This is a genomic window from Methyloligella solikamskensis (assembly GCF_042676065.1).
Taxonomy (GTDB): Bacteria; Pseudomonadota; Alphaproteobacteria; order Rhizobiales; family Methyloligellaceae; genus Methyloligella; species Methyloligella solikamskensis.
This window is the reverse complement of sequence record NZ_JBHTJO010000001.1, coordinates 345,649-360,185: the sequence shown is the minus strand read 5'-3', so window position 1 is coordinate 360,185 and position 14,537 is coordinate 345,649. Positions and strand designations below refer to the sequence as shown.

Annotated in this window: 17 protein-coding genes; 8 read left to right on the top strand and 9 right to left on the bottom strand. The window is 62.3% G+C overall.

Annotated features, from left to right (window positions below):
- Window positions 1–48: 48 nt before the first annotated feature.
- Window positions 49–555 carry a DUF2244 domain-containing protein gene (locus ACFQ2F_RS01755; RefSeq protein ID WP_379084811.1) on the bottom strand — a complete coding sequence of 169 codons (507 nt, stop codon included), beginning with the start codon at window positions 553–555 and terminating at the stop codon, window positions 49–51.
- Window positions 556–586: 31 nt separating this feature from the next.
- On the opposite strand from ACFQ2F_RS01755, the gene nth reads away from it, so the two are divergent.
- From nth to ACFQ2F_RS01740, 3 genes are all read left to right on the top strand, one after another.
- The gene (gene nth, locus ACFQ2F_RS01750; RefSeq protein WP_379084808.1) at window positions 587–1,402 is read left to right on the top strand and encodes an endonuclease III; all 816 of its coding nucleotides are present in this window, start codon (window positions 587–589) and stop codon (window positions 1,400–1,402) included.
- 91 nt (window positions 1,403–1,493) lie between these two features.
- Window positions 1,494–2,609: a linear amide C-N hydrolase gene (locus ACFQ2F_RS01745; RefSeq protein ID WP_379084805.1), complete on the top strand. Its 1,116-nt coding sequence runs from the start codon at window positions 1,494–1,496 to the stop codon at window positions 2,607–2,609.
- A gap of 201 nt (window positions 2,610–2,810) precedes the next feature.
- Window positions 2,811–3,926, top strand: coding sequence for a linear amide C-N hydrolase (locus tag ACFQ2F_RS01740; RefSeq protein ID WP_379084802.1), 1,116 nt, complete (start codon window positions 2,811–2,813; stop codon window positions 3,924–3,926).
- A gap of 68 nt (window positions 3,927–3,994) precedes the next feature.
- On the opposite strand, the gene ACFQ2F_RS01735 is transcribed toward ACFQ2F_RS01740, so the two are convergent.
- A complete protein-coding gene (locus tag ACFQ2F_RS01735) occupies window positions 3,995–4,675 on the bottom strand; it encodes a sulfate transporter family protein (protein ID WP_379084799.1) in 681 nt (226 codons plus the stop codon).
- A 106-nt stretch (window positions 4,676–4,781) separates the two neighbouring features.
- Here ACFQ2F_RS01735 and ACFQ2F_RS01730 point away from each other — a divergent pair, with 106 nt between their 5' ends.
- Complete coding sequence (locus tag ACFQ2F_RS01730) at window positions 4,782–5,762, top strand: adenosine kinase (RefSeq protein WP_379084796.1); 981 nt, start codon at window positions 4,782–4,784, stop codon at window positions 5,760–5,762.
- 121 nt (window positions 5,763–5,883) lie between these two features.
- Window positions 5,884–6,924: a hypothetical protein gene (locus ACFQ2F_RS01725; protein ID WP_379084793.1), complete on the top strand. Its 1,041-nt coding sequence runs from the start codon at window positions 5,884–5,886 to the stop codon at window positions 6,922–6,924.
- Between the two features lie 25 nt (window positions 6,925–6,949).
- Here the strand turns inward: ACFQ2F_RS01725 and coaA are convergent, their stop codons facing one another.
- Genes coaA through hisF form a run of 3 tightly spaced genes read right to left on the bottom strand, consistent with a single transcriptional unit; the run spans window position 6,950 to window position 9,066 of the window.
- Entirely contained in the window at window positions 6,950–7,906 is a 957-nt protein-coding gene (coaA, locus tag ACFQ2F_RS01720; protein ID WP_379084790.1) for a type I pantothenate kinase, read from the bottom strand.
- Between the two features lie 11 nt (window positions 7,907–7,917).
- Window positions 7,918–8,241, bottom strand: coding sequence for a phosphoribosyl-ATP diphosphatase (locus ACFQ2F_RS01715; RefSeq protein ID WP_379084787.1), 324 nt, complete (start codon window positions 8,239–8,241; stop codon window positions 7,918–7,920).
- A 48-nt stretch (window positions 8,242–8,289) separates the two neighbouring features.
- Window positions 8,290–9,066 carry an imidazole glycerol phosphate synthase subunit HisF gene (gene hisF / locus ACFQ2F_RS01710; RefSeq protein ID WP_379084784.1) on the bottom strand — a complete coding sequence of 259 codons (777 nt, stop codon included), beginning with the start codon at window positions 9,064–9,066 and terminating at the stop codon, window positions 8,290–8,292.
- Between the two features lie 141 nt (window positions 9,067–9,207).
- Here hisF and ACFQ2F_RS01705 point away from each other — a divergent pair, with 141 nt between their 5' ends.
- A complete protein-coding gene (locus tag ACFQ2F_RS01705; protein ID WP_379084782.1) occupies window positions 9,208–9,699 on the top strand; it encodes a DUF421 domain-containing protein in 492 nt (163 codons plus the stop codon).
- Here the strand turns inward: ACFQ2F_RS01705 and hisA are convergent.
- From hisA to hisB, 4 genes are read right to left on the bottom strand one after another with little or no spacing between them, the layout of a single operon-like run.
- A complete protein-coding gene (gene hisA / locus ACFQ2F_RS01700; protein ID WP_379084779.1) occupies window positions 9,696–10,439 on the bottom strand; it encodes a 1-(5-phosphoribosyl)-5-[(5-phosphoribosylamino)methylideneamino]imidazole-4-carboxamide isomerase in 744 nt (247 codons plus the stop codon). The genes ACFQ2F_RS01705 and hisA overlap by 4 nt on opposite strands.
- Window positions 10,436–11,086 carry an imidazole glycerol phosphate synthase subunit HisH gene (hisH, locus tag ACFQ2F_RS01695; RefSeq protein ID WP_379084776.1) on the bottom strand — a complete coding sequence of 217 codons (651 nt, stop codon included), beginning with the start codon at window positions 11,084–11,086 and terminating at the stop codon, window positions 10,436–10,438. Before hisH ends, hisA begins: the two co-directional genes overlap by 4 nt.
- A gap of 17 nt (window positions 11,087–11,103) precedes the next feature.
- Window positions 11,104–11,637, bottom strand: coding sequence for a DUF2628 domain-containing protein (locus tag ACFQ2F_RS01690; RefSeq protein ID WP_379084773.1), 534 nt, complete (start codon window positions 11,635–11,637; stop codon window positions 11,104–11,106).
- Window positions 11,638–11,670: 33 nt separating this feature from the next.
- A complete protein-coding gene (gene hisB / locus ACFQ2F_RS01685) occupies window positions 11,671–12,264 on the bottom strand; it encodes an imidazoleglycerol-phosphate dehydratase HisB (RefSeq protein WP_379084770.1) in 594 nt (197 codons plus the stop codon).
- 153 nt (window positions 12,265–12,417) lie between these two features.
- Here hisB and hslV point away from each other — a divergent pair, with 153 nt between their 5' ends.
- Both hslV and hslU read left to right on the top strand, forming a co-directional pair.
- On the top strand, window positions 12,418–12,984 hold the full coding sequence (gene hslV / locus ACFQ2F_RS01680; protein ID WP_379084767.1) for an ATP-dependent protease subunit HslV: 567 nt from the start codon (window positions 12,418–12,420) through the stop codon (window positions 12,982–12,984).
- Between the two features lie 105 nt (window positions 12,985–13,089).
- Window positions 13,090–14,397 (top strand): ATP-dependent protease ATPase subunit HslU, encoded by a 1,308-nt coding sequence (hslU, locus tag ACFQ2F_RS01675; RefSeq protein ID WP_379084764.1) that lies wholly within the window; start codon window positions 13,090–13,092, stop codon window positions 14,395–14,397.
- Window positions 14,398–14,537: the final 140 nt, after the last annotated feature.

Genomic DNA, 14,537 nt, shown 5'->3' with positions numbered 1-14,537 from the left:
GCGACCCGAAACTTGCGCTCTTAAGAAGTGGCTTTGGAGGGGAGAACCCTAAGCCGGTTTCCCCTCGGCGATGGCCGAACGCAGCGTGTCGGCGAACTCTTCCCGCTCCTCGTCCGTGAGGAAGGCGCCGAAGACGAGCTTCTGGCCATGGCTGGCAAGGGACATCTCGCTGCACAGGCCCACCCGCCGCTCCACCGCAATCCGTACCCAGTAAGGATTGAAGGTCCAGGATTGCGACCGGCCCGAAGGCTGCACACGGGTGACGGTCAGGGCTTCGTCGGTCAGCTCCACCGTCTCATGCAGGCGCCCCGCCTTATAGCTTGCCCGGAAGGCGATATAGATCAGCGCCACGTCCAGCCCGAAGAAGCCCATGATCGGCCAGGCGCCCATCATCCAGAACATCAGCCCCGCGGTGAAGCTGATGCCGGAGATAAAGCACATGAGGATGAGAAAACCCTTCGGGCCGAGCGACCGGTTCGGCGTCAGCAGCGCCCGGAAGCGGGATTCTTCCTCAGGCTCGAATTCCTCTTGAGACTGTTGCGACTGGTCTGTCATAGCTTTGCGCCAGGCACCTCAGGGTGCCTCCTTGCCGAAATTAGGTAGAAGGCCAAGCGTGGCGGTTCAACCCAAATCAAACCGGTCAACTGAGGCGAAACGCGCCAAGAAACCGGAAAAAGCGCCGAAAAACGCCAAATCCGGTTCGACGAAGTCTGGCCCAAGCAAGTCTCGCCGAGCGAAAACTTATCGCTCGAAACTAAGCAAGCCGCAAATCGAGGAGATGTTCCGCCGGTTCCAGGAGATCGATCCGGATCCGCGGAGCGAACTCCACTATTCGAGTCCGTTCACCTTGCTCGTCGCCGTCGTTCTGTCCGCCCAGGCGACCGACGCCTCGGTCAACAAGGCGACGCCGGACCTCTTCGCGCTCGCGGACACGCCGGAGAAGCTGGCCCGCTTAAGCGAGGAGCAGGTGATCGACAAAATAAAAACCATCGGCCTATTCCGCAGCAAGGCCAAGAATATCGTCGCCTTATCCAAGACGTTGGCGGAAGACTACGGCGGCAAGGTGCCGGAGGACCGCGACGCTCTGGAGTCGCTGCCAGGCGTCGGCCGGAAGACCGCGAACGTGGTTTTGAACGTCGCCTTCGGCCAGCCGACCCTGGCCGTGGATACCCATATTTTCCGCGTGTCCAACCGCACCGGGCTCGCGCCGGGCAAGACGCCCCTCGATGTCGAGCTCTGCCTAGAGAAGGTCGTCCCCGACCAGTACAAGCTCCACGCCCATCACTGGCTGATCCTGCACGGCCGCTACATCTGCAAGGCGCGCAAGCCCGAATGCTGGCGCTGCGTCATTGCCGATATCTGCCTGTTCAAGCCAAAAACACCGGCCCCTGCGGCAAGTTAGCGAAATTTGATTCGATCCTCCGAAAAGGATTTTCAGACTTTCCAGCTAGATCTTCAGACCGCTGGACTAAGATTGTTTCGGAGATACTTCGATGTTTTCCTCATTGCGCACCCTGCTCTGCGTAGCCACTGCGGCTTCTCTGGCCTTTGCGCCTACGGCCAACGCCTGCACGAGCTTCCTCATCAAGACCAAGGACGGCGATCCGATCTACGGGCGCACCATGGAGTTCGGCTTTGCGCTGAAGTCGAACCTCGCCGTCGTTCCCCGCGGCATCACCTATGAAGCGGCCAGCCTGCCCGGCAAGAAGGGCTGGAGCTGGACCGGCAAATACGCCGCTACCGGCATGAACTGGCTGGGCACCCCCGATCTCGTCGACGGCATCAACGAGAAGGGTCTCGCCGGCGGAATGCTCTACTTCCCCGACTATGTCGGTTATGTGGATCCCCAGAAGGCTGACCTCCAGAAGGCCATGGGCCCCTGGCAGTTCCTCACCTGGGCGCTCACGAACTACGCCACCGTCGATGAGGTGAAGAAGGGGCTCGCCGATATTCAGCTCGCCAATTTCGCGCCGCCCTTCGATCTGGGCGGACTTAAATCGATCCCGCTTCACTTCACACTTCACGATGCGAGCGGGAATTCTATCGTCGTCGAGCCAATCAACGGCGAGCTCAAGGTGTACGACAATCCGCTGGGCGTTCTCACCAACGCGCCGACCTTCGATTGGCACCTGACCAATCTGCGCAACTACGTGAAGCTTTCGCCCTATCCCGCCGAGCCTCTGAAGATCAATGGCGAGACCTTCGCCTCCTTCGGTATGGGCAGCGGCATGCTGGGCATTCCGGGCGACTCGACCCCGCCGTCGCGCTTCATCCGCGTGCTCGCCTACTCGATCTCCGCGGCGGTCCAGCCTGATACCGAAAAAGCGGTCAACACGGCTGAGCACATCCTGAACAATTTCGATCTGATGGAAGGCTATTCCCGGCCCGGCACCGCGGCACCTGACGACATCACCCAGTGGAGCGTCATCGCCGACACGAGGAACAAGATCTACTACTTCAAGACCTACGAGGATCAGACCCTTCGCCAGATCAACATGAAGGATTTCAACCTCGACGCCAAAAACCTGGTCGAAATCTCCATCGACCAGGTCAACGAGATCCCGGCGGTCATGCCGCCGAAGGGCAAGGACTCCGCAAGCCTGCAGTAACAGCAGCACCCTTTGTGGACGCGAAGAAGGGCCGTGCCGAAAGCGCGGCCCTTTTTCATTTCCGGATCCCACCGAGACATGGCCACTCGCCGAGATAAGTCCCGATATCGACAATTTGAATGTGCGAAGCAGCAAAGATCTTTACGATCAGATGGTTAGCTCGCACCCGGTTCAATTGATCCACTTTCCGGAGTGACGATAATGCTGTCTGCCCTTCGCAATCTTGCGTGCCTGACTGCCGCTGCCTCGCTTGCCTTCGCACCCGCCGCGAACGCCTGCACCAGCTTCCTCATCAAAACCAAGGACGGCGACCCGATCTACGGCCGGACCATGGAGTTCGGCATCCCCCTCAAGTCCGAGATCGTCGTTGTCCCGCGTGGCTACGCCTACGAGGCCGCCACAAAATCGGGCCAAGGCGGCTGGACCTGGAAGGCCAAATACGCCGCTACCGGAATGAACGTTCTTGACACCCCGTTCATCGTTGACGGCATGAACGAGAAAGGCCTGACCGGCGGCACCCTCTATTTCCCGGGCTATGCCGGCTACGTGCCCGCCGACGAGGCCGATGCGGCGAAAGCCATGGGTCCCTGGCAGTTCCTGAGCTGGGTTCTGACCAACTTCGCCACCACGGACGAAGTCAAAGCGGCGCTCGCCAACGTGCAGCTCGCCGACTTCCCGCTGCCCTTCAAGGTAGGTGACATCACCTCCCTGCCGCTGCACTACACCCTGCACGACACGAACGGGAACTCCATCGTGATCGAACCCGTCGACGGCAAGCTCAAGGTCTATGACAACCCGCTGGGCGTGATGACCAACTCGCCGGGCTTCGACTGGCACCTGACCAATCTGCGCAACTATGTGAAGCTCTCACCGTTCAACGTGCCGCCTCTGAAGATCGATGGCGAAACCATCGCGTCCTTCGGTCAGGGCAGCGGCATGCTCGGCGTGCCGGGCGATCCGACCCCGCCGTCGCGCTTCATTCGCGTCCTGGGCCTGGCTATCTCTTCGGAGGTGCAGCCCGACACCGATAGCGGCGTCCGCATGGCCGAGCATATCGTGAACAACTTCGACATCCCGGCCGGTTTCGTGCGCGAAGGCCAGGGCGTGAACGAGATCACCGAGTGGTCGACCGTCGCCGACATGACCGGCAAGCGCTACTACTTCAAGACCGAGGATTTTCAGGCCCTGCGCGAGGTCGATCTGAACGACTTCGATCTCGACGCCAAGGAGATGATCGCGATCCCGATCGATCAGACCTACGAGATCCCGAAACTCAAGGCGCCCAAGGCCAAGGACTCCGCCAGCCTTCGGCAGTAGCGGCAAAGAGAAGCAATCGAGAGAGGGGCCGTGCCGCAAGGTGCGGCCCTTCTCGCACCCGTTTAGGGCTACGCCGCCGGGAGACCGATCTGCTTGCGCATCGCCATGCGCTTGAAGACATGCACCATAAAGGCGGTGGCGAAGAGCGGTGTCAGCAAATTCAGAATCGGGACCGAAGCGATGCCCGCGATCAGCAGCCCGCACAGGAAGACGTAGAAGCTGTTCTGCTTCCGGAACGCCCTGGCCTCCGCCACGGGCATGTAGCGCATGGCCACCATCTCGAAAAACTCCCGGCCCAGAAGGTAGCCGTTGCCCACATAGAAGGCGACCAGATTGACCCCGGGCACGATCAGTAGAAGCAGCACCAGGATATTGACGCCGATCACCACGAAGAAGAACTTGATCGCCAGCCAGACGGAGATCCCCACGGGGAGCTCCTCGCCCGGCGGCTGCTCCGGGTAATGCTGCTGCTCCACCGCTTCGGCGATCTCATCGAGATAGAGGCCCACGATAAGAGAAGAGATGGGCGGGATCAGGAACATGGATCCGACCACCAGCACCAACCCGCCAAGCACCTGAATCAAGTTCTCGACCCAGCTCGGCCACTCCACGAGATAGCCGAACACCCATTCGATCCCGACGATCGTCACGACAAGCAGCAGGATCGTCAGACCCAGCACCTTCAGCGCAACGGCACGGAAAGGCGGGGTGAGAAGGTCGCGAAAAGCTTCGAGTGCAGCGTTGATCATAAGCGGTTCCGTTTTCTAAGGCCGCGCGACTATAGTGCTGGCTGCTTTCGGTGCCAGTCATAAGCCGAAACATCCACCCCACAATTTTCAGAAGGGAGCGCGCTGAATGGAGAATCGTGAGTATGACGTCGTAGGCATCGGCAATGCCGTCGTCGATGTGATCGCCCGTGTGGAGGATCGCTTTCTCACCAAGCATGACCTGCAGAAGGGCTTCATGCAGCTCATCGAGGAAGACGCCATCGAGAACCTCTACAGCGATATGGGCCCCGCGACCGAACGCTCCGGCGGCTCCGTCGCCAACACCATCGCCGGTCTCGCCTCCTTCGGCGCAAAGGTCGGCTTCATCGGCAAGGTCGGCCACGATCAGTTCGGCAAGGTGTTCCGCCACGACATCACCTCCCTCGGTGTCTCCTACGACACGTCCCCGGGCGATATCGGCACCGGCCGCTGCCTGGTCATGGTGTCCCCGGACGGCGAGCGCACCATGAGCACCTTCATCGGAGCCGGCACGGGCTTCACCACCGCCGATCTCAGCAAGGAACTGATCGACAACGCCAAGATCGTGTTCCTTGAAGGCTATCTGTTCGACCAGCCCGAAGCGAAGAAGGCCTTCCACGAGGCGGCCCGCATGACCCGCGAGGCCGGCGGCAAGGTGGCGCTCAGCCTGTCCGACGCCTTCTGCGTCGACCGGCACCGGGACGACTTCCTGAAGCTGGTGAAGGAGGGGGCCGATATCGTCTTCGCCAACGAGAAGGAGGCGACGGCCCTTTACGAAGCCAACAATTTCGACGATGCGGCCAAAAGCATGGCGGCCGATTGCGAGCTCGCCGTCCTGACCCGCTCCGAAGAGGGCTCCATGGTGTTCGCCGACGGCAGCCCGGTGTCGATTCCGCCGGAAAACGTCGAATCAGTAGTGGACGTCACGGGCGCCGGCGATCTCTATGCTGCGGGCTTCCTCTACGGGCTGTCCCGTGGCGAGACCCTGGAGACCTGCGGACGGCTGGGCAGCCTCGCCGCAGCCGAGGTGATCTCCCATATCGGCGCACGGCCGGAAATCTCGCTAAAAACCCTGCTCAGCGACGCCTGATCGGGGCTGTTGGTGGCTTGTGGCTGAATTATCACGCCCAGCCGAAATTTATCTTATGCCAGTTACGTTTACCCGCTCTCGCAGTTATTTTGACAAGTTAGATCGGCGAGGAGGGACTTACATGCTGCGTATCGGGCATATCACGGCTGGACTTATCGGTGCTGTCGCACTGGCTGGAGTGGCTTATCCCGCCTCGGCGCAGGACTACAGCATGCCTGGCGTCGCCACCACGAAGGTGGGCGAGGCCGAGCTTTCCATTGGCGGCGGCTTGAGCCGTTTGGATTTGCCCGATATCCGATTCGGGTATCGATCCGGTCCCAGCGGCAACCGCGAATATCCCAACAGCAACGGCTTCGAGGACGAGTTCGGCGGCGCCGTGAGCGGCGAGCTGCTGGTGCCGTGGGGCGCCTCCACCGCGATCGCGCTGGGGGGCTTCTGGAGCGGCATCGACCAGGAGAAGGGCGTCCGCTGCGCGGCGAGCGCTGCTCAGAGCTGCGAGGCCAGTAATCTCACCGGCGCCAACGCGACCACCCCGGTGGGCGTGGATCTGCGCGAGCGCACCAAGCGCGATGTCGATCACTGGGGCACCCAGCTCGAAGGCCGCTATTACATGGAAGGCACCCCGGGCGTGCCGATCATCAACGCCACCTACGTGGCGCTGGGCGGCGACATCCGCGAGATCAACCAGGACACCTCGATCAACTTCCGCACTCTGAGCGGGATCAACGGTGGCACCTATAACGAGTCGCTGGATACCAGCTACTACGGTGCCTATCTGGCCATTGGCGGCGATTACGAGCTGCCGATCTTCCAGAACTTCCGGTCGGGTCTGGGGCTTGAGGCGGGCTTCAAGGCCTATGCCGGTGTCTACGGTGTCGACACCGATTATCAGGGCCGCGTGCCGGGCAACAGCCTGGGGCTCTCCACCGACGACACGGCCTTCATCGGTGGTCTGACCCTGGAGACCCGCAAGCAGTTCACGCCGCGGACCAGCGTCTCCCTCATGAGCACCTACGAGTACATCTCCTGGGTGCCGGAGATGCAGTACTCCAATTCCAACACCGGCGACGTGACCCGCATCGACGACACGGACGCCTTCGCCAGCCGGACCATGCTGCGCCTGAATATCGGCCTCGGTCCGGAAGGCCTCTACTACGAATAAGTTGGGGGACGAGAAGGTGGCGCTTCTATAGTTTGCGGAGCGCCACCGTCTCCACCGCGTGATCCTCGCCCTTGGTCAGGATCAGATCCGCGCGCTGCCGGGTCGGCAGCACATTTTCCCGCAGATTGACGAGATTGATCTCCCGCCAGATCGCAAGGCCGGTCCGCTGCGCCTCCTCGTCGGAGATATCCGCATAGCGGTGGAAGTAGGAGGCCGGATCGCGGAACGCGGTCTGCCGGAGCCGCATGAAGCGCTCCATGTACCAGCTCTCGATCAGATCCTCTTCCGCGTCGATGAAGATCGAAAAGTCGAAGAAATCAGACACGAAGGGGATTGCCTCGCCGTCCTGCGGCAGCTTCTTCGCCGGCTGCAGAACGTTCAGCCCCTCGACGATGACGATATCGGGCCGTTCGATCTCGATCACCTGGTTGGGCATTAGATCGTAGATCAGGTGGGAATAGACCGGCGCGCGGACCTTCGACCGGCCTGACTTCACATCCGCCAGGAAGGTCAGCAGGGAGGTGAGGTCGTAGCTCTCCGGAAAACCCTTCCGGTTCAGAAGCTCCTTCTCCTCCAGCACGCGGTTCGGATAGAGAAACCCGTCCGTCGGCACCAGATCGACCTTCGGATGGCTCGGCCACCGCGACAGAAGCGCCTGCAGCACACGGGCCGTGGTGCTCTTGCCGACCGCTACGCTGCCAGCAAGCCCGATGATGAAGGGCATCTTGTTGTCGGCCTTGCGCAGGAATTCCGCGCTGGCCTGATGCAGGGTCTGCGCCGCCTCCACATAGAGATTTAGCAGGCGGCTCATGGGCAGATAGATCTCCACCACCTCGTCCGCCGACACCCGCTCGATCAGGCCGCTCAACCCCTCCAGCTCCGCATCGCTCAGCGGCATGGGCGTGTCGGCGCGCAGCCGGGCCCATTCCTCGCGGGAATACTCGGCAAACGGCGAAAAATCGACTGTCGGGCGAGGATTCATGAATCGGCTGGCTAGCGGGCGGAGCGCCGCTGTTTTTCTTCGATACCGGAGGTGCCGACCCGGGATTCGAGCTCTTTGAGCACATCGGCCAGGTCGATATTCCGGCACTCCAGCACGACCAGAAGATGATAGACCAAGTCGGCCGCCTCAGAGGTGAGCGCCTTGTCGTCCTCAGACATGGCGGCGATCACCGTCTCGACGGCCTCCTCGCCCAGCTTTTTGGCGGGCTTGTGGGGCGCGCCGTCCATCAGCCGGCGCGTATAGGACACGTCCGGATCGGCATCGCGCCGCGACCGGATGGTGGCCGCAAGCTCTTCGAGAATGGTGCTGCTCATCTGCCGCTCATACACCGGAATGTGCTTTCGGGGAATGGGGGTGCGGCGTCAAACGTCAAGCCGCATGGCGAGGCCGGCATCTGCCATATGCTGCTTGGCCTCGCCGATGGAATATTCGCCGTAATGGAAGATGGAGGCCGCCAGGACGGCGCTGGCATGGCCGTCCCGCACGCCTTCAACCAGATGGTCCAGATTGCCGACGCCGCCAGAGGCGATCACCGGCACGGTGACCGCATCGGCAATGGCCCGGGTCAGCTCCAGATCGAACCCGGCCCGCGTGCCGTCCCGGTCCATGGAGGTGAGCAGGATCTCGCCCGCACCCAGCGCCACGACCTCCTTCGCGTATTCGATAGCGTCGATCCCCGTCGGCTCGCGCCCGCCATGGGTGAAGATCTCCCAACGGGGTGCCTCGCCCTCGCCGGAGACCCGCTTCGCGTCGATAGCGACGACGATGCACTGAGCGCCGAACTTTTCCGCCGCCTCCTTCACGAAGCCGCGATTCTTCACCGCCGCCGTGTTGATGGAGACCTTGTCGGCGCCGGCCTCCAGCAGCTTACGGATATCGTCGACCGTGCGCACCCCGCCACCCACAGTGAGCGGCATGAAGCAGCGCTCCGCCGTCCGCTCCACCACGTCGAAGATGACGTCGCGATCCTCGTGGCTGGCGGTGATGTCGAGAAAGCAGAGCTCGTCTGCCCCCGCCGCGTCATAGGCCGTCGCGGCCTCCACCGGATCGCCCGCATCCTGCAGATCCACGAAATTGACGCCCTTCACGACGCGCCCATCCTTCACGTCCAGGCAGGGTATGACACGCACTTTCAGCATTCTGTCTCGTCTCGACTCTTGCAAAAACCGGGCCTCATCGCCCGTTATCCCCAGCCTATCTAACGGCCGGGAGCCGTTTGATCCAGGGTCCATCGACAGCGGCGAATCCTCCCGCCTATGATTCGGGCCTGGGGCGAATCGATGGACATGATCGACACCATCTTCGGCGTGGCGGGAGATACGACCTGGGAGCAGGAATGCGCCCGGGCGGCCGTGATCTTTTTCTACGGCCTTCTGCTCATCCGCGCCGCCGGCCGCCGCACCTTCGGCCAATGGTCGGCCCTCGACGTCATCGTCTCCGTCACTGCAGGCTCCGCCTTGAGCCGTGCGCTCACCGGCAACGCCCCGCTCGGCGGCACCATGGCCGCCGTCACCGTGCTCATGGGGCTTCACTGGCTGCTCGCCCAAGCCGTTTCCAGGAGCAAGACCGCCGCGAGCATTCTGGAGGGCGACCCAATCGTGCTGGCCAAGAACGGCAAGCTCGTCGAGGCGGACTGTCACCGTCACGGGGTTTCCCACGCCGATATTCTGGAAGCGCTCCACGGCGCAGGCCTGGAAAAGGTCAACCAGGCCCGGCTGATGACCCTGTCGCCCAACGGCGTGATCACCGTGATTCCCGGGAAAGCGGCTTAAGTTCGCTTCGCGTCGGCCTCGGCAATCAGCTCCAGGGCGCGGTCGACGTCCAGCTGTCCGTCATAAAGCGCCCGGCCCGCGATCGCGCCTTCGAGCATCGCGTATTCCGGCTGAAGCAGACGCTTCACATCGTCGACCGAAGCGAGGCCGCCGCTGGCGATGATCGGAATCGACGTCTGCTCGGCCAAGGCCTTGCAGGCTTCCAGGTTCAGCCCCTTCAGCACGCCGTCCCTGGCGATATCCGTGTAGATGATCGCGGTCACACCCGCATCCTCGAACCGGGCCGCAAGCTCGGCCGCGGAAAGCTCGCTGGCCTCGGCCCAGCCTTCGATGGCGACCTTCCCGTCCCGGGCATCGATCCCCACTGCGATCTGCCCGGGGAATTTCTTGCACGCTTCTTTGACGAGTTCCGGATCGCGCACCGCCGCAGTCCCGAGGATCACCCGCGCGACCCCCTTCTCCAACCACATCTCGATCGTGGCGAGATCGCGGATGCCGCCGCCGAGCTGGGTCGGGATATGGATCGCATTCAAGATGCCCTCGACTGCTTCGGCGTTCACCGGCTTGCCCTCGAAGGCGCCGTTCAGATCGACGATGTGAAGATAACGGAAGCCCTGCAGGGCGAATTGCTCTGCCTGGGCGATGGGGTCGGCATTGAACACCGTCGCCTTGTCCATCTCGCCCTGGACCAGCCGCACGCACTCGCCGTCTTTCAGATCAATCGCGGGAAAAAGGATCATGGACGCCACTTCAGGAAATTCTTGATCAGGGAGAGGCCGAGCTTCTGGCTCTTCTCCGGGTGAAACTGGCTGCCAGCGATATTGTCCTTGGCCACCAGCGCCGTGAGCGGCACGCCGTAATCCGTCGTGGCCACAAGAGCATCCGCCTCGCTCGGCACGAAGTGATAGGAGTGCACGAAATAGGCGTGCAATCCTTCCGGCCCGGTCTCGATGTCCTCGAGCAGCGCGTGGGGCTTCTCCAACTGAAGCGTGTTCCAGCCCATATGGGGGATCTTCAGATCCGGATTGCCGGTGTCGATGGCGCGCACCTCGCCGGAGAGCCAGTCGAGCCCCGGCGTATCGCCATGCTCCAGCCCGCGGGTGGCGAGGAGCTGCATGCCGACGCAGATGCCGAGGAACGGCTTGCCCTGTTCGTGCACCGCCTCATCCAGCGCTTCCACCATGCCGTCCACGGCCATAAGCCCGGCGCGGCAATCGGCGAAGGCGCCGACGCCCGGCAGCACGACACGCTCAGCCGCGCGCACCTCCTCAGGGTCCGAGGTCACCTTGATGGCGAGATCGGAGCCTTCTTCCTTAGCCACCCGCTCGAACGCCTTGGCGGCCGAGTGAAGATTGCCGGAGCCGTAATCGATGATCGCAAGATGCACGTCGTGAACTCGTGAGATTAAGCGTTGGGGAAGGAACCGATGATCCCGTCATCACTGGACCGCGACGGAGCGGCTGATGTCGGGCTTTGCGTCTTTGCGCTCATCTTCGCCGCGGCCGCCTTGGCCGAAGCAGTCTTCCCGGTCTTAAGGTTCGGGCCCATCGCCTGCTGACCCGGCAACCACTCGGCGAAGAAACGAATCTCCGCCTCGTCCCGGCTGCCGACGGCCATGCCGATCTGCTCATAGCCTTTGCACTCCAACGAATGGCGCCGCAGACCGTTCGCCTCCATGGCGAAGAAAAACATATAGCCAAGCACGGCCCAGCCGCTGATCGCTTCACCCGCCTTGCTCAGCGAGAGCAGGACATCGAGCAGGACGAAGCCACCGATGAAGAGGCCGAGCCCGACCCATACGCGGTGATAGAGCAGCCAGAACGGCGCCACGAAGAAGGCCGGCCAGCAGAACCCGTCCTTCACGAAGACGAGGCTGTCCGCCCGCTCCACCAGATCGGCGGGCGGCTCCTCAGGCTCGTATACGGAATAGAGCGCCACGTTCGCGGCTCCCTTTCGACCAGCGCGAAATCTCTAAAGCCGACCCTTGGTCGACGGCACGCGCCCGGCCTGCCGCTCGTCGAGCGAGACGGCCTCCCGTAAGCTCCGCGCCAGCGCCTTATAGCAGGTCTCGGCGATGTGATGGTTATTCTCGCCGTAGAGATTTGTCACATGGAGCGTGATCCCGGCGTTCTGGGCAAAGGCCTGGAACCACTCCCGAAACAGCTCCGTGTCCATCTCGCCGATCTTCGCCCGGGTGAACTCCACATCCCAGATGAGATAAGGCCGGCCGGACACGTCGAGCGACACTCGGGTCAGCGTCTCGTCCATGGGAAGATAGCAGGACCCGTAGCGGGTGATGCCCGTCTTGTCGCCGAGCGCCTGCGCCACCGCCTGGCCCAGCGCAATGCCGGAATCCTCTACCGTGTGATGCTGGTCGATATGCAGGTCGCCCTTCGCCTTCAACGTGATGTCGATGAGCGAATGGCGCGCGAGCTGCTCGATCATGTGGTCGAAGAAGCCCACACCCGTCGCCACGTCGTAAGCGCCGGTGCCGTCGAGATCGACGCGCACGGAAATCTCCGTCTCCTTGGTGGAGCGGTCGATCTCGGCGCGGCGGGGCGTCATTTCGCCCCCAGTATCGTCTGCCGGTTTCTGCATACTCGAGATGATAACCCAAAGGTCTTTGCAAATTGGTTTCCAGGCACGATCCCTGATACCCCTTTGCCGCAAGGTCTAGGCCTTGAACCGTAAAATTGCCAACCCATATCGCGAGACATCATGACGGGTCCCACAGACTCCTCCCCCCAAATCTGGCACGGAACCACCATTCTCACCGTCCGCAAGGATGGCAAGGTGGTGATCGCCGGTGACGGACAGGTGTCCCTCGGCCAGACGGTGATCAAGGGAAACGCCCGCAAGGTGCGCCCCCTCGGCAACGGCAAGGTGATTGCCGGTTTCGCCGGGGCGACCGCGGACGCCTTCACCCTGTTCGAACGCCTGGAAAACAAGCTGGAGCGGTTTCCGGACCAGCTGAAGCGCGCCTGTGTCGAGCTTGCCAAGGATTGGCGGACCGACCGCTACCTGCGCCGCCTGGAAGCGATGATGCTGGTCGCCGACAAGGACGAGTCCCTTGTGCTGACCGGCACGGGCGACGTGCTCGAGCCCGACAATGCGGTCATGGGCATCGGGTCGGGCGGCAATTATGCCTATGCCGCGGCTTTGGCTCTTCTCGACACCGACAGAACCGCCGAGGAAATCGCCCGCAAGGCCATGGAGATCGCCTCGCGCATCTGCGTCTACACCAACGATTCAATCGTGGTTGAGACCTTGGATACGGCCGCGTGATGACCGCGGCCTCCGCCAAAGGGTGGAACGTGTCTCAAACCATGAGGCCACGAGGCCCCCTATCAAGCACTGCACCGAATTTGAGCTGAGCAAGTAGAGAAGAGTATGAGCGACTTTTCACCCCGCGAGATCGTATCCGAGCTGGACCGGCACATCATCGGTCAGCAGGACGCCAAGCGCGCCGTGGCCATCGCCCTGCGCAATCGCTGGCGCCGTCAGCAGCTCGAAGGTGAGATGCGCGAAGAGGTTCTGCCGAAGAACATCCTGATGATCGGCCCGACCGGCGTGGGCAAGACGGAGATATCTCGCCGTCTCGCCAAGCTCGCCAACGCGCCCTTCATCAAGGTGGAGGCCACCAAGTTCACCGAGGTCGGCTATGTCGGCCGCGACGTCGATCAGATCATCCGCGACCTGCTGGAAGCCGGCATCTCCGTGGTGAAGGACGTCAAGCGCAAGGAGGTGAAGGCTCGCGCCCAGCTCAACGCCGAGGAGCGCGTCGTCGAAGCCCTGGTCGGACACGGCGCCAGCCAGTCCACCAAGGAATCCTTCCGCGCGAAGCTGCGCTCGGGCGAGCTCGATAAGAAGGAGATCGACATCGAGGTCGCCGACAACAGCTCCGGCATGCCCTCCTTCGAGATCCCCGGCATGCCCGGCAGCCAGGTCGGCATGATCAATCTCAACGACATGCTCGGCAAGGCCATGGGCGGCCGCACCAAATCCCGCCGCGTCACCGTGGAAGACAGCTTCGAGCTCCTCATGAACGAGGAATCCGACAAGCTCATCGACACCGATCAGATCGTCCAGGAAGCCATCAAGCTGGTTGAGAACGATGGCATCGTCTTCCTCGACGAGATCGACAAGATCTGCGCCCGCACCGAGCGCGCCGGCGCCGATGTCAGCCGCGAAGGCGTGCAGCGCGATCTGCTGCCCTTGATCGAGGGCACCACCGTCGGCACGAAATACGGGCCCGTGAAGACGGACCACATCCTGTTCATCGCCTCGGGCGCTTTCCATGTGGCGAAGCCCTCCGATCTTCTGCCCGAGCTCCAGGGTCGACTGCCCATCAGGGTGGAGCTCCGCGCGCTGGACCGCGAGGACTTCCGCCGAATCCTCACCGAGACCAAGGCGTCCCTGGTGAAGCAGTATGTGGCGCTCATGGCGACCGAAGGCCTGGAGATTCAGTTCACCGACGATGCCATCGACGCCATCGCCGATATTGCGGTGGAGGTGAACACCAATGTGGAGAATATCGGCGCCCGCCGTCTCTCCACGGTCATGGAGCGCATCCTGGACGAGGTCTCCTTTACGGCCTCCGACCAGAGCAACCAGACCCTCGTCGTCGACGCCGCTTACGTCCGCGAGCATATCGGCGACCTGGCCAAGAACGCCGACCTCTCGAAGTTTATTCTGTAAGTTTCGCTACTCTAGATTGTAAGATTTGACAGTTGCCAGGATTGGCCCGTCGATAAGGGAAAGTCTTACGCGATCTGATGGGACGGAAGCGCTTTGAGCGTCGTGTAGCGGTCGGAAACGAGGGGCAACCTCGGTCCAGT

Excerpts from the sequence above, each read along its gene's own strand:
- coaA (WP_379084790.1), bottom strand. The coding sequence starts at position 7,906 with ATGAATCCTCGCCCGACAGTCGATTTTTCGCCGTTTGCCGAGTATTCC.
- hisF (WP_379084784.1), bottom strand. The coding sequence starts at position 9,066 with ATGCTGAAAGTGCGTGTCATACCCTGCCTGGACGTGAAGGATGGGCGC.
- ACFQ2F_RS01730 (WP_379084796.1), top strand. The coding sequence starts at position 4,782 with ATGGAGAATCGTGAGTATGACGTCGTAGGCATCGGCAATGCCGTCGTC.
- ACFQ2F_RS01745 (WP_379084805.1), top strand. The coding sequence starts at position 1,494 with ATGTTTTCCTCATTGCGCACCCTGCTCTGCGTAGCCACTGCGGCTTCT.
- ACFQ2F_RS01705 (WP_379084782.1), top strand. The coding sequence starts at position 9,208 with ATGGACATGATCGACACCATCTTCGGCGTGGCGGGAGATACGACCTGG.
- ACFQ2F_RS01755 (WP_379084811.1), bottom strand. The coding sequence starts at position 555 with ATGACAGACCAGTCGCAACAGTCTCAAGAGGAATTCGAGCCTGAGGAA.
- hslU (WP_379084764.1), top strand. The coding sequence starts at position 13,090 with ATGAGCGACTTTTCACCCCGCGAGATCGTATCCGAGCTGGACCGGCAC.
- ACFQ2F_RS01715 (WP_379084787.1), bottom strand. The coding sequence starts at position 8,241 with ATGAGCAGCACCATTCTCGAAGAGCTTGCGGCCACCATCCGGTCGCGG.
- ACFQ2F_RS01725 (WP_379084793.1), top strand. The coding sequence starts at position 5,884 with ATGCTGCGTATCGGGCATATCACGGCTGGACTTATCGGTGCTGTCGCA.
- hisB (WP_379084770.1), bottom strand. The coding sequence starts at position 12,264 with ATGACGCCCCGCCGCGCCGAGATCGACCGCTCCACCAAGGAGACGGAG.
- ACFQ2F_RS01740 (WP_379084802.1), top strand. The coding sequence starts at position 2,811 with ATGCTGTCTGCCCTTCGCAATCTTGCGTGCCTGACTGCCGCTGCCTCG.
- hisA (WP_379084779.1), bottom strand. The coding sequence starts at position 10,439 with ATGATCCTTTTTCCCGCGATTGATCTGAAAGACGGCGAGTGCGTGCGG.
- ACFQ2F_RS01735 (WP_379084799.1), bottom strand. The coding sequence starts at position 4,675 with ATGATCAACGCTGCACTCGAAGCTTTTCGCGACCTTCTCACCCCGCCT.
- hslV (WP_379084767.1), top strand. The coding sequence starts at position 12,418 with ATGACGGGTCCCACAGACTCCTCCCCCCAAATCTGGCACGGAACCACC.